The organism is Pauljensenia sp. 20925_1_25 (assembly GCF_041433955.1).
Taxonomy (GTDB): domain Bacteria; phylum Actinomycetota; class Actinomycetes; order Actinomycetales; family Actinomycetaceae; genus Pauljensenia.
Map to the genome: position 1 here is coordinate 120,135 of NZ_JAPWCL010000004.1, position 18,251 is coordinate 138,385.

At 67.8% G+C, this 18,251-nt stretch carries 20 protein-coding genes, 2 pseudogenes and 1 CRISPR repeat array; of the genes and pseudogenes, 13 read left to right on the plus strand and 9 right to left on the minus strand.

Annotated features, from left to right (window positions below):
* Positions 1 to 24 precede the first annotated feature (24 nt).
* Both O3932_RS03290 and O3932_RS03295 read left to right on the plus strand, forming a co-directional pair.
* Positions 25 to 384 carry a WhiB family transcriptional regulator gene (locus O3932_RS03290; protein ID WP_009648129.1) on the plus strand — a complete coding sequence of 120 codons (360 nt, stop codon included), beginning with the start codon at positions 25 to 27 and terminating at the stop codon, positions 382 to 384.
* Entirely contained in the window at positions 381 to 542 is a 162-nt protein-coding gene (locus tag O3932_RS03295; RefSeq protein ID WP_009648127.1) for a DUF4177 domain-containing protein, read from the plus strand. The genes O3932_RS03290 and O3932_RS03295 overlap by 4 nt, the downstream gene beginning before the upstream one ends.
* A gap of 158 nt (positions 543 to 700) precedes the next feature.
* On the opposite strand, the gene O3932_RS03300 is transcribed toward O3932_RS03295, so the two are convergent.
* The 4 genes from O3932_RS03300 to O3932_RS03315 all read right to left on the minus strand — a co-directional run bounded on the left by O3932_RS03300 (position 701) and on the right by O3932_RS03315 (position 5,233).
* Positions 701 to 1,384, minus strand: a complete 684-nt coding sequence (locus O3932_RS03300; protein WP_009649109.1) for a Crp/Fnr family transcriptional regulator — start codon at positions 1,382 to 1,384, stop codon at positions 701 to 703.
* Between the two features lie 180 nt (positions 1,385 to 1,564).
* Positions 1,565 to 2,470, minus strand: coding sequence for an alpha/beta hydrolase (locus O3932_RS03305; protein WP_314569605.1), 906 nt, complete (start codon positions 2,468 to 2,470; stop codon positions 1,565 to 1,567).
* The gene (locus tag O3932_RS03310) at positions 2,467 to 4,248 is read right to left on the minus strand and encodes a hypothetical protein (protein WP_371536234.1); all 1,782 of its coding nucleotides are present in this window, start codon (positions 4,246 to 4,248) and stop codon (positions 2,467 to 2,469) included. Before O3932_RS03310 ends, O3932_RS03305 begins: the two co-directional genes overlap by 4 nt.
* 55 nt (positions 4,249 to 4,303) lie before the next feature.
* Entirely contained in the window at positions 4,304 to 5,233 is a 930-nt protein-coding gene (locus O3932_RS03315; protein WP_296502237.1) for a hypothetical protein, read from the minus strand.
* A 17-nt stretch (positions 5,234 to 5,250) separates the two neighbouring features.
* Between O3932_RS03315 and O3932_RS03320 the strand changes: the two genes are divergently transcribed.
* Positions 5,251 to 6,087 (plus strand): hypothetical protein, encoded by an 837-nt coding sequence (locus O3932_RS03320; protein ID WP_009649112.1) that lies wholly within the window; start codon positions 5,251 to 5,253, stop codon positions 6,085 to 6,087.
* 14 nt (positions 6,088 to 6,101) lie between these two features.
* Here O3932_RS03320 and O3932_RS03325 read toward each other — a convergent pair whose 3' ends face one another.
* Complete coding sequence (locus O3932_RS03325; protein ID WP_009649116.1) at positions 6,102 to 6,872, minus strand: HAD family phosphatase; 771 nt, start codon at positions 6,870 to 6,872, stop codon at positions 6,102 to 6,104.
* Between the two features lie 143 nt (positions 6,873 to 7,015).
* Here O3932_RS03325 and O3932_RS03330 point away from each other — a divergent pair, with 143 nt between their 5' ends.
* From O3932_RS03330 to O3932_RS03360, 7 genes are all read left to right on the plus strand, one after another.
* The gene (locus tag O3932_RS03330) at positions 7,016 to 8,155 is read left to right on the plus strand and encodes a hypothetical protein (RefSeq protein WP_371536236.1); all 1,140 of its coding nucleotides are present in this window, start codon (positions 7,016 to 7,018) and stop codon (positions 8,153 to 8,155) included.
* 1 nt (position 8,156) lies between these two features.
* The gene (locus O3932_RS03335) at positions 8,157 to 9,269 is read left to right on the plus strand and encodes a TadA family conjugal transfer-associated ATPase (protein WP_371536238.1); all 1,113 of its coding nucleotides are present in this window, start codon (positions 8,157 to 8,159) and stop codon (positions 9,267 to 9,269) included.
* Complete coding sequence (locus tag O3932_RS03340) at positions 9,266 to 10,693, plus strand: type II secretion system F family protein (protein ID WP_371536241.1); 1,428 nt, start codon at positions 9,266 to 9,268, stop codon at positions 10,691 to 10,693. The genes O3932_RS03335 and O3932_RS03340 overlap by 4 nt, the downstream gene beginning before the upstream one ends.
* A 359-nt stretch (positions 10,694 to 11,052) precedes the next feature.
* Positions 11,053 to 11,328: a DUF4244 domain-containing protein gene (locus O3932_RS03345; RefSeq protein WP_299242111.1), complete on the plus strand. Its 276-nt coding sequence runs from the start codon at positions 11,053 to 11,055 to the stop codon at positions 11,326 to 11,328.
* Positions 11,325 to 11,663 carry a TadE/TadG family type IV pilus assembly protein gene (locus tag O3932_RS03350; protein ID WP_371536243.1) on the plus strand — a complete coding sequence of 113 codons (339 nt, stop codon included), beginning with the start codon at positions 11,325 to 11,327 and terminating at the stop codon, positions 11,661 to 11,663. Before O3932_RS03345 ends, O3932_RS03350 begins: the two co-directional genes overlap by 4 nt.
* Entirely contained in the window at positions 11,660 to 12,046 is a 387-nt protein-coding gene (locus tag O3932_RS03355) for an Rv3654c family TadE-like protein (protein WP_314569581.1), read from the plus strand. Before O3932_RS03350 ends, O3932_RS03355 begins: the two co-directional genes overlap by 4 nt.
* Positions 12,047 to 12,888: 842 nt before the next feature.
* Positions 12,889 to 13,039: direct repeats of the CRISPR family, unit length 20 nt; unit sequence GGGCTGTCCCTACGCGCCGG.
* 21 nt (positions 13,040 to 13,060) lie between these two features.
* A complete protein-coding gene (locus O3932_RS03360; protein WP_371536246.1) occupies positions 13,061 to 13,198 on the plus strand; it encodes a hypothetical protein in 138 nt (45 codons plus the stop codon).
* Here O3932_RS03360 and O3932_RS03365 read toward each other — a convergent pair.
* Positions 13,177 to 13,299 (minus strand): annotated as a pseudogene (locus O3932_RS03365) (hypothetical protein); the annotation flags it as partial. The gene O3932_RS03360 and the pseudogene O3932_RS03365 sit on opposite strands and share 22 nt — an antisense overlap.
* Between O3932_RS03365 and O3932_RS03370 the strand changes: the two are divergent.
* A complete protein-coding gene (locus tag O3932_RS03370; RefSeq protein ID WP_371536248.1) occupies positions 13,240 to 13,509 on the plus strand; it encodes a hypothetical protein in 270 nt (89 codons plus the stop codon). The pseudogene O3932_RS03365 and the gene O3932_RS03370 sit on opposite strands and share 60 nt — an antisense overlap.
* Before the next feature lie 58 nt (positions 13,510 to 13,567).
* Positions 13,568 to 13,882 (plus strand): hypothetical protein, encoded by a 315-nt coding sequence (locus O3932_RS03375; RefSeq protein WP_371536251.1) that lies wholly within the window; start codon positions 13,568 to 13,570, stop codon positions 13,880 to 13,882.
* A gap of 155 nt (positions 13,883 to 14,037) precedes the next feature.
* On the opposite strand, the pseudogene O3932_RS03380 reads toward O3932_RS03375, so the two are convergent.
* The 3 genes and pseudogenes from O3932_RS03380 to O3932_RS03390 form a co-directional block, all read right to left on the minus strand.
* Positions 14,038 to 15,798: pseudogene (locus O3932_RS03380) on the minus strand (DEAD/DEAH box helicase); the annotation flags it as partial.
* A complete protein-coding gene (locus O3932_RS03385; RefSeq protein WP_371536253.1) occupies positions 15,788 to 16,276 on the minus strand; it encodes a YbjN domain-containing protein in 489 nt (162 codons plus the stop codon). The gene O3932_RS03385 and the pseudogene O3932_RS03380, both read right to left, overlap by 11 nt.
* Positions 16,273 to 16,731 carry a YbjN domain-containing protein gene (locus tag O3932_RS03390; RefSeq protein ID WP_009647633.1) on the minus strand — a complete coding sequence of 153 codons (459 nt, stop codon included), beginning with the start codon at positions 16,729 to 16,731 and terminating at the stop codon, positions 16,273 to 16,275. The genes O3932_RS03385 and O3932_RS03390 overlap by 4 nt, the downstream gene beginning before the upstream one ends.
* Positions 16,732 to 17,011: 280 nt before the next feature.
* Between O3932_RS03390 and O3932_RS03395 the strand changes: the two genes are divergently transcribed.
* The gene (locus O3932_RS03395; protein WP_009647646.1) at positions 17,012 to 18,151 is read left to right on the plus strand and encodes a phosphatase PAP2 family protein; all 1,140 of its coding nucleotides are present in this window, start codon (positions 17,012 to 17,014) and stop codon (positions 18,149 to 18,151) included.
* Positions 18,152 to 18,251 lie beyond the last annotated feature (100 nt).

Genomic DNA, 18,251 nt, shown 5'->3' on the forward strand with positions numbered 1-18,251 from the left:
AGTAGAGTGAGGTGGAGATCGACGATGTCAGCTCACGGCGACGACCAGAGTTGGGTCGCGCGCGCACTGTGCGCGTCTACTGAGCCGGACGCGCTCTTCGTGCAGGGTGCATCGCAGCGCCAGATTCGCTTGCGCTGCTACGAGTGCGAGGTTCGTATCGAGTGTCTGGCGGATGCTCTGCAATCCGAGGCCAACTACGGCGTGTGGGGTGGCCTGACAGAGCGGGAGCGTCGCGCGATTCTGCGCCATTATCCGCATGCGGAGGATTGGCTGGAGTGGTTGCGTTCCTCGGATGACTCGCTTGCCAGGGAGTTGCGCAGTCCGCATGTGCCTCGGGTTTTGTCCTACGTTCGCCCCCAGATGGCAGGTAGGATGAACTCATGACTAAATGGGAATACGCCACGATTCCGCTGCTCACGCATGCGACGAAAGCCATCCTCGATCAGTGGGGAGCCGACGGGTGGGAACTCGTCCAGGTCATCCCGGGACCGACGGGTGCCGAGAATCTGGTCGCCTACCTCAAGCGTCCGATTGAGGGCTGAGCGAGCGATTCAGAACTGACCGATGCGTCGGTGAACATGGACGAGGCCGTGGCAGGCGTCGCGCATTCAGGTGCGTGAGTGGCCGCGGCCTTTTCCGTATCCTGAGACGCGAGTGGGGCCCGATACCTCTCAGTATCGGGCCCCACTCGCGTGAGAAATCAGCGGGCGCGGCGCGCCAGGCGGTCAACGTCGAGGAGGGTCACGGCGCGACCCTCCAGGCGGATCCAGCCGCGCGACACGAAGTCGGCGAGCGACTTGTTAACCGTCTCACGGGAGGCGCCAACCAGCTGGGCCAGCTCTTCCTGCGTGAGGTCGTGAGGCACGTGGACGCCCTTGTCGGTTGCGGTGCCGAAGCGGTCAGCCAGATCCAGGAGGGCCTTGGCGACGCGGCCGGGCACGTCGGAGAAGACGAGGTCGGAGAGAGATTCGTTGGTGCGGCGCAGGCGCTGTGCGAGGGCGCGCAGCATGTGCTTCGCCAGCGTCGGGTTGGTGTCGAGCACGTGCATGAGATCCTCGTGCTCGAGGAAGAGGAGCGAGGCCGGGGACACGGCGGTCGCGGTGGTTGAACGCGGACCCGGATCGAAGAGCGTGAGCTCACCGATGATCTCGCCGGGGCCGAGGACGGCGAGGAGGGACTCGCGGCCGTCGCTCGAGGTGTGGCCGAGCTTGACTTTGCCCTCGGTCACGATGTAAAGGCGATCACCGAGATCGCCTTCGTCGAAGAGTGTCTCACCGCGACGCAGGGTCGTATGACCCATCTTCTGCTGGAGGGACACCTGTTGTGCATCATCAAGGCCACCGAACAGCGGCACCTGGCTGATGAAGTTGCCGTCACCGATCATGGTGCGGAGCTCCTTCCGCTCGTGCCCGATTGCTCGGGCGTTCCGTTTGAGGCTGCGCGGTGATCCCCATGCGTTATATCGATCACTAGGAGGTACCGCGTATCACACCATTATGCCCTATTTATCAGGTGAAACATGTTTCATTCTGCGATTTGTGTGAGCTGTCTAATGAAACACAAGCTAAATGTCGTGTGCGTCGACGTGCTGCGCCAAGGCCTCGGCGACCATTTGGGGTGCTTCCTCGGGCAAAAAGTGCCCGGCCTCGCGAATGACGATCTGGGTCAGGGGTGCGTCGACAAACTGCGCGTCAGCCGCGTGATCGAGCGCCGACCATGCGCCGTCGTCACGCCCCACGAGTGAGAGGACGGGAACCTTCACCGGCTCCGCGAGGGTGCGGCGCAGCTCACGCGACGGTGAACGGGTGGCGCGTAGTCCCCGCAAGGCCGTGTGGGCGGCAAACGGGCGGCGAAGCGCCGCACGGTAGGGTCCCGACTGTGACACGAGGCCATCCACGTTTGCTGGCGAGGCCCACGCGCGGTAGACGGTCGTCACAAGCGAACCGGAGCGCAGGGCACGTTCCCGGCCCGTGGGCAGTGCCAATCGACCCTGGAGGACGCGGCCGCCCGCCCAGGGCGCATGTCCGACGAGTGGCTGCACGCCGAGGGGGTGAGGAGCCGACAGGACCGCTACCGAGCGCAGTTCGAGCGGCGCGAGCGCGCCAATCATCCACGCGACCGTACCTCCCAGCCCCAGCCCCGCCACGGAGAACGACGCGATACCGAGGGCACGCACGACGCCGATCACATCATCGGCCATCTGAGCCAGGTCGCAGTCCCCTCGCGTTAGATCGGACGTACCAAAGCCTCGCAAATCGAGGGCCAACACGCGCGACGTCGACTCCGCGAGAAGGGGCAGGACCTCGCGCCAGGACCACCAGTGCTCGGGAAAACCGTGCAGCAGAACCAACGCATGGTCCATGCCCTGGCCCATGTCGGCGACATGAAATGCAGCTCCGCCAGCGCTCACGTGCCGATGGGTCCAGGGACCCTCCAACTCGATCGCGCTGGCGGGGATCAGGTTCTTCACTTGCGCGTCAGGTCCTTCGCGGCCTTCTTGCGGGCACGCTTGGAGTACAGGGCACCCGCGGGATTAACAGCCTCGATGGAGGTACGCAGTGCCTCCTCGGAGCGGCCAGTGCGGCGCGCGCAGTGGCTGATGTAGCCCACGCCCATCAGGAGAACACCCAGCAGGACGAAGCGGCCCGAGTAACCGGTAGCCTGAAGGTGGTGCATAAGGTTCTCACCGAAGGGGCTGGCGCTGGACAGCGCGGTCAGCGGTGCCTGAAGAACCGCGGCCGTGATGCCGGGAGCAAGGACCCAGGGCATGCCGATGAGCAGGAAGAGGAGGCCCATGATCCACGCACCCAGGGAGGAGCGGCGGGCGATCACGCACAGGATCATGGAAAGAACGATTGTGCCGAGCAGTTCGCCGAGCGCCGAGAGTGATGCGATGCCCGAGAACATGGGTGCATCCTCGGCCAGCGTCATGCGGGCACCCGCGTCCGCAGCCAGGTACCAGCCGAGGGGTGCGAGGAACAGGAACAGCAGGAAGGACAGGGCGTGCGCGCCGGTACGCGAGGGCATCTCGGTGGCCGTGGGCATCGGGCCGAAGAGTTCCTCGTCCAGTCGAGCCGTGGCCGACTGTTCGGAGCGCTCGCGCCCCGCAGAAGCAATCGAGGCCAGGGTGGCGGCGTCGCGCTCGTCGTCCTGCGCATTCAGCAGGGAGCGGCGGCGGGGCCCCTCGTCCCTGGCCGCAGCTGCACCTGCGCCTGCCACGGCGCCCGCGACCGCAGCGGCACCCGCGATGGCTGCGCCGTCCAGGTTAGCCTCGGTCGTGGTGTCAGTCTGATCCTGGTCTTCAAAGGAGTAGGGGGAAGCGGCCCTGCGCTCGGACAGGCGCGTGGACAGCTGGCGCGTCGGCACGTCCGTGTAAGCGCTCTCCTCGTCCCTCTGCTTCGGCAGCTTCGTCGTGGGCACGTCGATGGACGAATGCTCCTCGGCGGCGTCTGCCGTGAACTCAGCGGCGGCGCGCGCCTCCTGAGCGGCGGGGCTGAGTGCCGGGATCGACGGGGAGAAAGGCTCGTCGTCGCCGAAGATCATGGATCGGCGTGAGGATAGTGACGGGGACGAGGCCTCGGTGGCCTCAGCGGCAGCACCGCCGACCGTGTACGTGGGATCCCCGGTGTTGTTGTCTTCGATGACTGCCTCCTCGGCGAGGTTGTGATTCTCGCGCGTGACCGGGGCGTGGTCCTCCCGCACGGAATCCAGGTTTAGGCCCAGCGCGGCGGCTGCCTGTGCGGGCGTCATGATGGGGGAGTGCACGGGCTCCTCCGCGACAGGTTCCGCGAAGACCGGTGCCTTGGCGGTGGGCACATCCACCCGCGAAGGCTCCGTGTCCTCATCGTCGACCGTGAAATCGTCGGCGAGTGCGGCCTCCTGCTCGGCGAATCCATCCACCTCGGGGGCATCAAAGGAAGCATCCTCAAGCTGATCCTCGAAAGCGAGATCTGAGTCGGCCTCGTCCGCGAACTCAACGGCGGGTGCGGGGACGACGGGCAGCTCGCCGGTAGAGATCTTGTCTTCAATGGCGGGCTTGAGCGGCGCAGCTCCGGGCACGCGACCCGTCAGGCCGCCGATTGCAACTGACTCGATCTCGCCCGTGTTGATCGGTTCGCTGGTCTCGCCGATGATCGCGGCTGCATCGGAACCGTCACCGGGCAATTCGATCTCTTCACCGGTTAGGACCACGTTGTCGCGGTCGTCCGTGGCGCGCTCGCGCTGGACGTCGGACTCGTTCTCGGACATGCTTCCTCCTTTATACCTGCCCACATATTACGTTTTCAGTGGCCTTATGTGCGCATTACTCTGCGGCAGGCCCCTGATTGTAAGTCGCATCTTCTACAGAATCGAGGCGCCTCACCGCGCGGATACGTGCCCATAGGATACCCAGCGAAGCGCACCCTGTCGCCATCCCGAGCGCCGCCAACGTCGGACACGCGAGCGCCACCTTCGTCAGGATCGACGACCCTGGAACGATGACGTTGCCTGTCAGCGACGCCCAGACCGGCACCACCACGTAAGTCGGCAGCACGAGAATCAACCACGTCGCCAGCTGCGTGCCCGTGATCGACCACCGAGCGCTCACCACGATAAGCGCCAACGCCAGCCCAGCCCCAACCGCCAGACCGTGGCCCATCGAATGCCCCCTCAGCACACCCTCCAGACCCAGCGCCGCCACGCTCGTCGTATTCGAGGGTGCCGCACCGATCATGAGCGCGGCGACGGCGAGGGCGGCGGGGATCGCGACCGTCGTGCCGAAGGCGTGACGGTGCACACGCGCGAGCGGCATGCGCGTCGACTGCCCGGCGCGCACCCGCACAGACTTGATCGTCAGCGCGCACGCCCCCAGCATCAGGGACAGACACACCGGGTACAGGCTCCACACGACTCCCGCGGACATGTCGTCGGGCTCGACCGATGACTTCATGAGAAACGGGATGCGCGCCACACCGTAGAACTGGGTGGCTCCCACAATGAGCGACCACGCGAAAGTCACGACCATTCCCGTGCTGGACTCTTCGCAATTCAGCGCAATGAGCGCCAGGAGCAGGGAGGCGAGCGCCAGGCCGATGAGTCCCTCAACCGAGGCCAGGGGCTGGCCTACGGCTGCCAGAGCCTGCACGTCCACCATCGACGATCCCAGGAACACCAGGGCGATGGGGGCGAACACGAACGCGAAAAGACCCGAGCGCAGGCGCGCGGAGAGGCTTCGATGCTGCAAAAGCGTCATGCCCCTAGTGTAGAGGGGTGAGTATCGAAGCCCTCGTTGACCCCGCTCCTGCCGTGCTGCGTGCCGCCGCCGCGCGCCCCGACGTCGCATCCGCCATGGACGAGGCGCACGCCGCGCTTGCGGACCTGCGTTTTTCTGAGGGCCTGCGACGAGGCTGGGAGGAGGCCCGCGCTGAGGCAGCCGTTCGCGAAGCCGCCGCCCTGTCCATCATCGAGGGTGCCCGCACCAGTGTCGACGACGTGCGCGCCCTGTCCATGGCGGACGAAGGAGGCGCTGCCTCGGACCCGGGTGCCGCGCTTGCCCTGGGGATCTGGCGCTCGCAATGGAACCTCGCCTCCCACTTTCCTGCCCTTAATACGCGCTCCCAGGGGGGTGTACGCGTGGCCCCCACGCCCCTGCCCGCGCTGATCGCCGGGCTGCACAGGGACGCTTGTTCCGGCCTGGTCGCCACCGGTCTGACCCCGCCGCGTGAGGTTGCAGTGCCGACGGACCCCGCCCTGCTGGCCCCCGCCTTGGGCTACGCGCGCTGCGACGCGCCCGCCCTGGCCGTCGCCGCCGCTCTGACCGCCCACTTCCGATTCCGGCGTGTCTTCGCCCAGGCCTCGTCCGTCGTGGGAGGGGGACTGGCCCGGTGGATCCTCGTCACCCGCGGCGTCGACCCGACCGGCGTGTGCGTGCCGAGCGCCTACGACGCGCTCGACCCGGCGCGCGCGGGGCGTTCCCTCGCAGGATGGGTGAGCGCCGACGAGGCCGGCCTGGCCCGGTGGATCACCCACTACTGCGCGGGCGTCGTCTACGGTGCCCAGGTCGGGCGCGACGTCGCCCGCCACGTGCAGGCGGGCAGGCTCTCCTAGCTGCCCGTGGCCGCTCAGCGGCGCAACAGCGAGCTGGCCGCGACGCCCACCGCCACGCCCACCAGGAAGGGCACCGCGATCTTCGCGGGCATGGGTACGCGGCGCGGCAGGACGCGCACCGTGGACGTGAAGGTGAGCGTGGGCCAGCCCTCGCGCTCAGCTATCTCGCGCAGCGCGCGGTCCGGATTGACCGCGTAGGGGTGACCGACGAGGCGCAGCAGCGGCGCATCCGACACCGAATCCGAGTACGCCGAACACTCGGACAGATCCCACCCGCGCGAGCGAGCCAGGGCCTCGCATGCGTCCGCCTTGCCCTGCGCCTGGTTGAAGTGCGTGACCTCGCCCGTGAAACATCCGTCCTCATCCACGGCGGCTTTCGACGCCAAGACCTCGTCCGCGCCGAGCATCGTCGCGATCGGGCGCACCACCTGCTCCACCGACGCTGACGCGATCACCACGACGTCACCGATGCTCTTGTGGTAGGCGATGCGGCGCAGCGCCTGCGCGTAACATACCGGCTCGATCGTGCGCTCGAGCGCATCCTCGACTGTGGCCTCGAGGAACGCGGCGTTCCAGCCGCGGGCCATGCGGCCCATGGCCTCGGCCATCTGCCCCATGCGCGACTCGTCCGCGCCCGAGAGCAGGTACGGCAGCTGTACGAGGAATGAGGTGATTGCGGTGCGACGACTCATGAGACCGGCTTCGATAAACGGACCCGATAGCGCCACGTTCGACGACGTATCCAGAATCGTCTTATCCAGGTCAAAAAAGGCCGCACGTACCATCGCGTTTACTCCAGCGTCGGGATTATCCACAGGGGTCCGCCGTCGGATCCCTCTATGCACAGGGTGGCATTTCGTGTCGGCGTTGTCCACAGGGGTGCATCCGCCGGTAGACGCCCGCGCGTTCCCGGGCGCACCGTTGGGAGATGGACACAAACACTGAATGTGCTAGGGGTTCGGTCGCCCTCATCGGCCTGACCTCGCGCGATTGCGAGCGCGCCCGTGACGCCGTCACGTTGGCGGGCGCGCGCGTATGCTCCGAACCCTCCAGCGCGATCCTGGTTCTGGCGGCACCGGGCGTGCCCGTCCCCGCGCTGGTGCCGTGCGTGCGCGTCGGCGCGGGTGGCCAGGTCGTGTTGCCCGGGGACACTGCCCTGCTCGTCTCCCTCATTGCCGAGGCCTCCTGGCGCTGCGTGCGCACCGGCCCCGTCTGGATGGTGGCCGGGATCGCCGGGGGCCTCGGGGTCACCTCGCTCGTGCGCATGCTCGCGCGGTCGACTGCGCTCCCGCCGTGGTGGCGGCGCTGGGGGAGCGGGCGTCATCGCTTCGGTACGAGGCCGTGGCTGGGGCGGGGGAACGAGGCCGATCACTGCGGTGAGAGAGTGCGGACTCCCTGCCCGATCATTGTCGACGCCTCCGGGTCGGTGCCCGGCGTTGCGCGAGCCCGCGACCATGACCTGCCGGGCGTCAGGTGGGCGGACCTGGAGGCCTGCGAGGATTCCTACCTGCCCGCCCTGTCAGACCATCTGCCCATCATCGACGGGGTGCCCGCCCTCGTCGGCGACGAGCGCGGGGGAGCGAGCGCCGACGATCCGCGCGTGGCCGCCGCGTGTCGTTCCATCGGGGCACCCCTCATCGTCGACGCAGGGCGCTGGGATCGCCGCTCTGCTCGCCTCGCCGAGGTTATCCGCGCCGACGCGATCATCCTCCTCACCCACGGGAACCTCGAGGGAGCCGCCGCAATGGCCGCGTGCCTGGCGGTCGCTCATCCGCCCGCCCCCGCGCTCACTCTCGTGGTCGGGGAACGAGCGGAACGCAGCCCCGGCCTCGTCGAGTGTGCGCCCGGATCGATCCTGCGTGCCCCCACTCGCCGCGGTCGCCACCTGCGGGCACTGCGCCGGGCCCTGGAGGCGTGCGGATCGCAGAGTGGTCGGTCCCCGAGTGATCGCTCCCAGGGATGCTCGTCCCGGGGCGCACCCGAGTGGCTCGACGCGCTAGACCTGTCCGCATCCCTCTCCCGGGAGAGGGCGGACGAGCGGGACGACTCCCTCCTCCTGGAGGCCTGACATGACCATCCCCCTGCGACTCCTCGCGCGAGGCGATCCACCCGCCCGCGCCGTCTCACGCGCCGCTCGCCCGGGTTGCGGTGCCGCAGAGGCGGCCTCGATCCTCGACGAACTGCGCGCTCGACAGCGCGGCATGAATCCCGCCCTGGCCTCGGTCGTGGACGCGCCCGGCGTCACCGATGTCCTCATCAACGGAGGACAAGCCTGGGTGGATCGAGGCGGTGGACTGGTGCGCGCCGACGTCGGCATCCCCGACGAGGCGGACGCGCGCCGCGCCGCAATCCGCATGGCGAGCGCGTGCGGGGTGCGTCTGGACGACGCGAGCCCCATCGCCGACGGGACGTTACCCGGGGGAGTGCGCCTGCACGCTGTGCTCGCGCCCGTGTCCGGCTCGGGCACTCTCATCTCCCTGCGCGTGCTCGGCACTCGCCGCCTCGGAATCGGTGACCTTGAAGCGTGCGGGACGCTGACCCCACCCGTAGGTCCCCTCGTTCGCGCGCTCGTCGCCGAGCGCACGAACGTCCTCATCTCCGGGGCCACCGGCAGCGGTAAAACGACCCTCCTAAGCGCCGCACTCGCACTTGTTCCTGCGGGTGAGCGTATTGTCTGCATCGAAGAAGTCCCCGAAATCGCGCCCGCCCACCCGCACTGCGTCCATCTCGTCGAACGGGCCCCCAACGTCGAAGGGCGAGGTGCCGTCACCCTGCCCGACCTCGTGCGCGCCGCCATGCGCATGCGGCCCGACCGGCTCGTCCTCGGGGAATGCCGAGGCCCCGAAGTGCGCGACGTCCTCACCGCCCTCAACACCGGACACGACGGCGGCTGGGCGACCCTGCACGCCAACAGTGCGCGTGACGTGCCCGCGCGGCTCGCGGCGCTCGGCGCGCTCGCGGGTATGAGCGAAAGCGCTGTCTGTGCCCAAGCCTCCAGCGCCCTCGACGCCGTCCTCCACATGCGCCGCTCCACCTCCGCTCACCGCTGGGTCGCCGAGGTCGGCGTCCTCACGCGTACATCCTCCGCCCTCCAGTGCGTGCCCGCCCTTAGCGTCAGCGTCGATGGGCGCGTCACCGAGCACGAGGCCTGGGCTGCCTTGGCCGGGAGGGCTGGGATATGAGGTGGGTTGCGCGTGCACTGGCGGGAACCGCCAGCATCCGTGGTTGCAGCGTAGCGTCGGATGGTTTCCCGAGGGGCTGGGACGGCCTCGTTCCTGTTGACGTTGCCGCCGACGGGGGAGCCTGGCTGCTGATCGTTGCGTTGGTGGGTGCCGCGCTCGGAGCGTGCGCGCTGCGGCTGCTGGCGTGCTGCGTCGCCCGCCTCCTGCGGGCACGCCGCGAGCGACGGGTCGTGCGGGCGTGGTCCGGGCCTTCCCCTGCAATCAGACGCGGCGGTACCTCGCCTCCGTCTGTGATTGCTCGCCTGCGCGCTGGTCTCTACGTCTTCCGGAATGCCTCCGCACACCACCGCGGTCGCGCACGGGGGACGCCCTCTCCTCGCGAGATCGCCCTCCTCGTCGCAGAAGTCGCGACGCGTCTCCGCGCGGGAGCCCCGGCCTCGTCCGCATGGGGACAGGCTCTGGCGCGCATCGGCGTGGGAAGCACGGGCAGCATCGACGACGTCTACCCGCCCGTCCTCGACCAGTGGGCGCGCGAACCGAGCAGGTGGCGTGCCCTCCTGACGGGCGGGCACCACTCGGAGGCGGCAGCTGCCCGGTCTAGTGCCGCCTCGGTGATCGTGGCCTGTCGATTCAGCCACAGCCTCGGCGCGCCCCTGGCCGACGTCCTCGACGCGATCGGGGATGCCATCGATGACGCGCAGGCCGTCGAGGAGGCGCGGCGCGTCGCATCAGCGGGGCCGCTCATGTCCGCTCGCGTGCTCGCCGCGCTGCCCCTCGTGGGGGTTGTGGCCGCGCTGGCGCTCGGGGCCTCCCCCTGGTCCTTCTACACGGGCGGCGGGCCTGGGAGCGCCTGCGCCGTCAGTGGGCTGGCGGCATGGGGAGCGGGCATCGCCTCGTGCAGGCGGATCCTCGCCCGCTGTCGGAGCGCGGATGCGGGCGTGGGGGGCGCGGGTGGTGGTCGCGCGGGTGGTGGTCGCGCGGGTCCACCCATTCGGGCCGACAGCCCGGGAAGCGACGCGGCACTCGCGTGCGATCTGGTCGCCTCAGCCCTGGCCTGCGGCGCTTCAATCCCGCGCGCCCTTGACGCACTCGCCCACGCCTGCGCGCACGAAGCCCTGTCGTGGACCGCCGCCGCCCTGCGCCTGGGGGCCACCTGGGAGGAGGCCTGGGAGGACACACCCACCTGGGCCGCGCCCCTGCGCGATGCACTCGAGGCCTCGTGGACCGCCGGCACAGCGCCCGATGGAATGCTCGCACGCTGCGCCACCTGGGAACGACGCACGCGACTCATCGACGCGCGCACGAAAGCCGAAGAACTCTCCGTGCGCCTCGTCGGCCCCCTCGGAGCATTCTTCCTGCCCGCGTTCCTCCTCCTCGGCATCGCACCCCTCCTCGCCCACCTCATGACCGGCATCGGAGGGTAGGGGAGAGCGAACTCCTTGCAGGCACTAGGTGTGGTGCCCGTGGCCCGATTCTTCGGGGCAGCGTCGCATCGTCCTCGGGCCGAGGCCCGAGGCCTAGGCCCGTTCGCCCGAGCGGGCAGCGCCGCATCGGCAGGGCTCGGTGTCGCGCCTCACCGGCAGATGTAGCAGATGTAGCGGTCCCTCCCCTGATCTCAACGGCAACCCCCATCCACAGGGATGCGCTGAGACGAGCCTTATCCACAGCCCCCTCTCGTGTCGCAGCGCTATCCACAGGGGCAAGTTCCCCGCTGGAATACGGCAGACACAGCCGCGCACACTGGCCCTGCGCGCACCCGCGCGCACGTAGAAAGGACAGATCAATGACGATTATTGAACGCATCGACAACGCCGCTACACGGGCGCAGCTCGCCGCGATGGGCACCCTGCGCGATGCCGCCCAACGCCTCCAAGGGTCGCGCGACGACACCTCGGCTCGCGGTACGCGCGACCCCGAGGAGGGTGCCACCACCGTCGAATACGCGATCGGCACCATCGCCGCTGCTGGATTCGCAGGACTGCTCATCGTGATCCTCAAATCGGACGCGGTGCGCGCAGCTCTCGAATCCGTCATCCAGGAGGCGCTCAACACCCGATGAGACGCCACGACGCAGGATATGTCACCGTCGAACACGCTGTGTGCTTCGCCGCCGTCACCCTCGTTATCGGCGTGATCGCCGCGACCGCGCAGGCAGGCCTGACCGGCTCCTCCCTGTGCCAGGCCGTCCGCGAGGGCGCTCGCGCCGCCTCCATTGGGGAAGACAACGCACAGGACGCGGCCACGGCCTCGTATCCGGGCGGCTCCTACACAGTCGAGCGTGGGAATGGCCGTGTGACCGTCACCGGCAGCGCCCCGTATCGCGGTGCCGCCGGATGGATCGGGGGCCAGGCACACTGCACGGTCACCACCATCGACGAGGGGGACCTGCCGTGACCCGCCCACTCGACGCGCCGCCCGACCGCCTCGGTGACGAGGGGTCCGGGACAGTCAACAGCCTCGGACTCATCGCCCTGGCGATCACCCTCTCACTCCTCCTCGCGGGAGTCGGTGCCGCGCGCACCGCTGCCGTGCGACTGCAAGCCGTCGCAGACCTAGCGGCGCTCGCGGGGGCCGAGCGCTCCGCGACCTCCCCCTGGGAGGACGTCGGGGCAGCACCCTGCGACGCGGCTGCGTCCGTCGCCGCCGCCAACCGGGTCGGTGTTGAATCGTGCGAAGTGCTTGACAGTGACTGCCGGGTGATTGTGAGCGAGTTCGTCAGCGTCATGGGAGTGTCTGTCGAGATTCGCGCGAAAGCACGCGCCGGTCAGGAACAGTGAAAAACTCTCAGGAAACTATCAGGTGCGTTCAATGCTTCCCACAGGTGAGGACTCTACATTAGGAGTCATCAAGCTAAAGGAATCGCTGACAGAGGCGATCCGGGAAAGGGAGCGCATCGGGAGACTTGCACTGTGTTGATGGGATGCTCGAAGGGGCCGACCGTAAGGTCGGCCCCTTCGAGTACGTGCAGCCTGTTAACCCGGCAGCGCGACGGCGCTCTGGGGTTATAAGGTTAAAAGACAAGCGCTCCTCCACCGGAACATGATCGTGCAGCCTGTTAACCCGGGGTTATAGGGTTAAAAGACAAGGGTTAAAGGACAAATCGTGTTGGTTTTGCGGTGACTTTTCGGCTTTGCAGCGCGGGAAATTCACTATTTTAGTCGGTCGTGTGTGCCTCGATTATGTGAATACTGAAGCATCGTGGGTGTGTGGCTGTCCCATGGTTCGTGACGGATTGGCTGTGTGTGGCAACGACTTGGACTCCAACGCGTCCCGCATGTGAACCCCCTGTTCCGCATGTGGGCCGCCTGTCCCGTACGTGGGCGTGGCTGCCCAGCTTCGGAATAGCGGGTTAGCGTGCGGATGAAGGGACCCAGCTTCGGAATAGCGGGTTAGCGTGCGGATGAGAGGAGTCCTCCGATCAGCGCGCGCGGGGCTCTGGTGAATGCACTGTCGTATGAGGTGAATCTAGATAACCCAGGCATCGTGGGCGTAGTTCCCCAACAAAGTCGCATGTAATTTCTATGCATCTCTTGCAAACATTGAAGTCAGATCGTCGGAATTACAACGTTTGTGAGAGCAACTCACACTGGCCTGGGGGAATTGCATGCGTCTGTTGGAGAGGGCTGTCCCTACGCGCCGGGGGCACGGCCTCAAGTAACTGGAGGGAACTGAAATGAACTTGGGCTGTCCCTACGCGCCGGTGGCACGGGGCGCTGGCTGACAGGTGCCTGAACGGCATTCAGGGCTGTCCCTACGCGCCGGGGGCACGGTCCTGTAGGTAGGTGAGCAGCGTGATCGCGCCCTGCTTGGACAGGGGTTCGTTGCCGTTGCCGCACTTGGGGGACTGGATGCAGCGCGGGCACCCGGACTCGCAGTCGCAGGAGGAGACGGCCTCGAGCGTGGCGGCCACCCACGACCGCGCGCTGTGAAAGCCGGTAAGCGCGTGCCCGGCACCGCCCCGGAACGCGTCGTGAATGAACACGGTGGGCGCGCCCGTGTCGTCGTGCAGCTCGGTGGACAGGCCGCCCAGGTCCCAGCGGTCGCAGGTCGCGACGAGGGGCAGGATGCCGATCATCGCGTGCTCGGTCGCGTGCAGGGTGCCCGCCAGGTCCGCGGCCTCGATCCCCATCGCGGCCAGCGCCGTGGGGGTCAGGGTGAACCACGTGGACTTCGTGGGCAGCGTGTGGGTGGGGAGGAACAGCTCGATGTTGCGGATGAACTCGAGTCCGGGCAGTCGTAGCAGATCGTAGTCGGTGACTCGCGTCGACACGTTCGTCGGCCCGTGATGCCAGGTGACCGTGCCATCCCCGCACACGTACGTCTCCTCGATGGCGCACACCTCGACGCTCGTGTGGGTCGCCGAGCGCGTGCGCAGGGGAGTGCGCACTTCCTCGACCAGGGCGACGCGCGCGTCATCGACCCGCGCGGGCGGGATGATGATTGACGAGGCCTGGGCCTCCTCCCGCTCCCTGCTCCCCGGGTGGCCGCTTCCCCGGGTGCCGCCCCCGGCCTCGGGCAGGAGTGCGCGCGGCCACCCCTGGGAGGTGGGTGCGGTGGGCGTGGTGAGGGAGTTGAGAGAGAGGACGTGGAAGGTGCGCCCCTGGTGGATGTAGATGGCGCCGGGGAAGACGTGGGCGTCGGCGGAGGCCTGGTCGATGGTGCCGATGACGGTGCCGGTGGCGGCGTCGACGATCTGGACGTCTCCGGCGGCGCCGCGCAGGTCGGTGAGGTCGCTGGGGCGCTCGGGCCTGGTGGCGTCCCAGAAGAATCCGGCGGGCCTGCGCTTGAGGTAGCCGTCGGCGACGAGTCGCAGGGCGACAGCGCGCAGTTCGGGACCAAAGTAGGTGATATCGGACGGCGTGATCGGTATTTCGGCGGCTGCGGCGGCGACGTGCGGGGCCAGCACCCACGGATTAGAGGGGTCGATGACGGAGGCCTCGACCTCGCCGAGGATGTGTTCCGGGTGGCGCACCAGGTACGCGTCCAGCGGGTTGTCGGAGGCGATGAGAACGGAGGTGCCCGGAGCACCCGCGCGACCCGCGCGCCCGATCTGCTGGCGCAGGGATGCGCGCGTGCCCGGCCATCCGACCGTGATCGTCGCGTCCAGCCCCGAGATGTCCAGGCCCATCTCGAGCGCCGACGTCGTGGCGAGTGCTCGCACTTCTCCCGTGCGGATCGCCTCCTCGAGCGCGCGACGCTCCTCGGGCAGGTAGCCGCCGCGATACGCGCCCACCCGTCCCGCGTTCGCCGAACCACGCGCCGAGAGGCGGTCGCGCACCTGAGCGGCCACGGCCTCGGCCCCCGCGCGCGAGCGGACGAAGGCGAGCAGACGTGCGCCCTCCTCGACGAAGGCGGCGGCCAGGTTGGCGGCCTCGACCCCGGCGCTGCGCCGCACGATCGGGACCTTGAGCGTGGCCGTGCCGGGAGGCGCGTCGAGGGCTGCCAGGAACGAGGAAATGTCGACCTCGGACTCGTCGGCCATGATCGCGCCCTGCCACAGGACCAGCTCGTGCGCACCCGCCGGTGAGTCGTCCTCGGTGATAGCAACAGCGTCGCGCCCCGTCAGCGCGCGCCCCACCGACGCCGCGTCGCGCACCGTCGCGCTGAGCATGACCACGCGCGGATCCGCACCCAAGTGGTGAGCGACGCGCAGCAGACGGCGCACGACCAGCGCGATATGCGAGCCGGTCACGCCGCGCCAATGGTGCGCCTCGTCGATGACGATGAGGCGCAGCGACGCCAAAAAGCGCGACCAGCGCTGGTGCGACGGCAGCATCACGTAGTGCAGGAAATCCGGGTTCGACAGGATCAGGTCAGCGCCCGCCCGCGCCCACTCCTTCGCCTCGCGCGGCGTGTCCCCATCCACGGTCGTCGTGCGCACGCGGCGCAGCCTCTCATCGACGAGGCGGTGGCCTCCCTCCGGGTCCGCTCTCCCCAGTGCGTCGGCCGGTGCGTCGTTCTGGCCAAGAAGTGCCATGAGTGAGGTCAGCTGATCCGCCGCCAGAGCTTTCGTCGGAGCCAGGTACAGGGCCGTCGGGCGGCGGTGGATCGCGGAAATACGCGACGAATCCTCGGCCTCCACCAGGTCGGAGAGGATCGGTGTCCACGCGGCCAGAGACTTGCCGGACCCCGTGCCCGTCGCAAGCACGATGTCGCGGCCCTCGTGCAGGGCATCCATGGCCTCGCGCTGATGAATCCACGGGCGCTCCACGCCCTGGCGCGCCCACGCGTCCACGACCGCGGGTGAGACCCACTGCGGCCACTGTGCGATCCGCCCCGAACGCCCCGGCAAGGTCACGTGGCCAAGCAGGCGGTCATCCCCGGCGCTCAAGCGCTCCAACACCGCCAGCAGGTCAGTGGGGGAGGGAGAAGGAGAGAGAGCGGGTACACCAGTGGCGCTCGGTCGCGCCTGATCGCCCGCCTCACCCCGAGGCGACGCCGACGACCCCATGCCCGGGGCCAACCGCGCGTGCTCGCGTGAACCCGCCCCGGCCTCGTGTGAGAAGGACGACGAGCGGTCAGCGCTCATCCGAGTCCGGGTTCACCCACCCCAGGGCCTCGGAGGCCGACTCCTTCACGTACTCCATCGCCGCGATGCCCGTCGAAATACCCGACGCAATCATGTCGCGCAACTGATTATTCGACAGGCCTGGCTTCGTGTCCACCACGAAATCCGCGTACACGCCCAGCTTCCCCTCGGGAGTCGTCGCCGTGTAGACCGTCGGGAAGTACTTCTCACGATTCCAGTTATCGGCCGTCGCGAACATTGCATGCTCGCCGGTCTCCGCCGGAATCTCCGGCTCCCACAGGGCACGAATCGACAGGAAACGCCCCGCCGCATCAAACGACACCAGGAAAGGAACGCGGTCGAAGATCGCGCCGCCAGCGCGCCCCTCCTCAATGATGTCCAAGGCGTAGCCCATCTCGCGAACACACGCCACCACGCGCTCAAAGTCAGCCGGGTAAGGCGTCGTATCGTCCTCGGGAACCACAAAAGGAACGTTCATCGCTGCGCCTCCGCGCTCTCGCTGACCCAATCCACGAACCCAGGCAGCGTCACCTCAAGATCCGCGAAGAAACCCATGATCATCGACATAGACGTTTCAAAGAAATGATCCAGCTGCGCCTGCGTCAATCCGGACAACACAACGATGTTGCACTCTGCGATCAGGCCGTACTGCGTGCCATCTTCGAGCGGAGCCACGTATGCCTTCGGACCCGTGCGCGTCGAATTGCAGGTCGCAACCTCTCGGGCCAGCTCCCCGAACTGCTCCGGCGTGCGGGCGATGCCCCGCCACTGTGCGCGCAGCTGCAGGATCTGAGGATTCGTCGCGTTCCAGAAAAACGCGGCGTTCGGCGTCAGATACGCCAACTCACCCTCGTTGTAATCGCCGAAACGCACGTCACGAGACCGCAACAGATCTCGAATGCGATCGGTGCTCACAGGTGAAGAAGTGGCCACTGACAACTCCCGACGTAAACGTGCAGAATCGGACACACCCACTCTAACCGAGGCCCCCGTCACGCGCGCGCCCATCTTCGTGCGCTTAGAGCGCACCCCCGGGCCGTGAACGCACTTGTGACAAGGTGGTAGCGGGTAAAAACTCAGGACCCATCATCCCTGATCCCAGCTTTGAAACACGTCTCCAAGCCGCGTTCACCCCCAGCTAATCCGCGAAGTTGCGCCACACTCCACTACAGTGTGTATCTGAATGACCGCACTAATACGAACGGAGGACAGTATGGACGACCCTAACTCCGCCCTGCCCTCCGACCCTACCGTCGACGAGTCTTACACCCGAGGATCGCGCCCCGTTCAGCCCCGCACCCGCTCCGGTTCGCGCACATCCGGCAACGACAAAGACCCCCAGAAGAGCGCGACAAAACGCAAGAAAACAGCGGGAAGCAAAACCCGCACATCCAGCGTCTCCACCAAGGAACGCCCCGCCCGCGCACGCACCACAACCAGCCGCAGCGCGAACGCGGACGACAACGGGACCGAACCCGCGCTTCGTCCCCTCAGCGCCGACAGATGGTACCGGCACAAACTGGCCCGACGTATCGCCGGAGTTACCGCCTGTCTCTCGCTTACCGCATTCATTAGCTATGGCGTGCTGAGCACCTCGTACGGACAGGTAATCGATACGATCCTCATGGAAGGGACCATGCGCTCAGCCAGACAGTATGAGGAATTCTCCACCCTCATCACTGGCCTTGTGTCCGTGCCTGTCCTGGGCGGCATCGGTGTCCTCGTCGCCATCGTCGCGGCAGCCAGGCGTCGACCCACCCTTGCGGGACGAGCCCTCGGCGCGGTTGTCGGAGCCAACGTCACCACCCAAATTCTCAAGGACTACGTCCTCACCCGGCCCAGCCTCGGCGTGACCACCGGCGTCGTCAACTCCCTGCCGTCCGGCCACACGACCGTCGCCGTCACCCTCTCCCTCGCCCTCATCGTCGTCGCCCCCCAATGGTTCCGCGGCCCCTCCGCATGGTTCGGCTGGGCGTGGACCTCCCTCATGAGCGTATCCGTCATGATGGAAGGCTGGCACCGCCCCTCCGACGCCATCACCGCCGCGCTCATCGCCGGCGCGTGGGCACTCGCCCTCTCGCCCATCGAGCGGCGACCCCGGCACGGCATCAAGGTCCAGCGCATCATGGTGTGGGTGTGCCTGGTGCTCATCGTCGTTGCCGTCGTCGCAACCATCGCCGCCATGTGGGGGTTCAGCATGTCCGCCGCTGCACCCGGCTCCGGCTACGGCTTTGAGTACTTCCTGGAAATCCGCCCCTGGCGCTCGCGCGTCCTCGGCGTCGCCGCTATCGCGTGGGTTAGCGCCATCTGCGGCCTCATCATCCACGAGGTCGACCGCCTCGCAGGCGAATAATCGCTGCTGTCTGCGTGTGGTGCCTGGGGGCGGCGGCCCGCCCGCGAGATCGCCACACGCGAGCCTGCGGCTCGGAGTGATCGATCTCGAAGCCCGGCCA

Excerpts from the sequence above, each read along its gene's own strand:
- O3932_RS03290 (WP_009648129.1), top strand. The coding sequence starts at position 25 with ATGTCAGCTCACGGCGACGACCAGAGTTGGGTCGCGCGCGCACTGTGC.
- O3932_RS03295 (WP_009648127.1), top strand. The coding sequence starts at position 381 with ATGACTAAATGGGAATACGCCACGATTCCGCTGCTCACGCATGCGACG.
- O3932_RS03300 (WP_009649109.1), bottom strand. The coding sequence starts at position 1,384 with ATGATCGGTGACGGCAACTTCATCAGCCAGGTGCCGCTGTTCGGTGGC.
- O3932_RS03310 (WP_371536234.1), bottom strand. The coding sequence starts at position 4,248 with ATGTCCGAGAACGAGTCCGACGTCCAGCGCGAGCGCGCCACGGACGAC.
- O3932_RS03315 (WP_296502237.1), bottom strand. The coding sequence starts at position 5,233 with ATGACGCTTTTGCAGCATCGAAGCCTCTCCGCGCGCCTGCGCTCGGGT.
- O3932_RS03325 (WP_009649116.1), bottom strand. The coding sequence starts at position 6,872 with ATGGTACGTGCGGCCTTTTTTGACCTGGATAAGACGATTCTGGATACG.
- O3932_RS03330 (WP_371536236.1), top strand. The coding sequence starts at position 7,016 with ATGGACACAAACACTGAATGTGCTAGGGGTTCGGTCGCCCTCATCGGC.
- O3932_RS03335 (WP_371536238.1), top strand. The coding sequence starts at position 8,157 with ATGACCATCCCCCTGCGACTCCTCGCGCGAGGCGATCCACCCGCCCGC.
- O3932_RS03340 (WP_371536241.1), top strand. The coding sequence starts at position 9,266 with ATGAGGTGGGTTGCGCGTGCACTGGCGGGAACCGCCAGCATCCGTGGT.
- O3932_RS03345 (WP_299242111.1), top strand. The coding sequence starts at position 11,053 with ATGACGATTATTGAACGCATCGACAACGCCGCTACACGGGCGCAGCTC.
- O3932_RS03350 (WP_371536243.1), top strand. The coding sequence starts at position 11,325 with ATGAGACGCCACGACGCAGGATATGTCACCGTCGAACACGCTGTGTGC.
- O3932_RS03385 (WP_371536253.1), bottom strand. The coding sequence starts at position 16,276 with ATGAACGTTCCTTTTGTGGTTCCCGAGGACGATACGACGCCTTACCCG.
- O3932_RS03395 (WP_009647646.1), top strand. The coding sequence starts at position 17,012 with ATGGACGACCCTAACTCCGCCCTGCCCTCCGACCCTACCGTCGACGAG.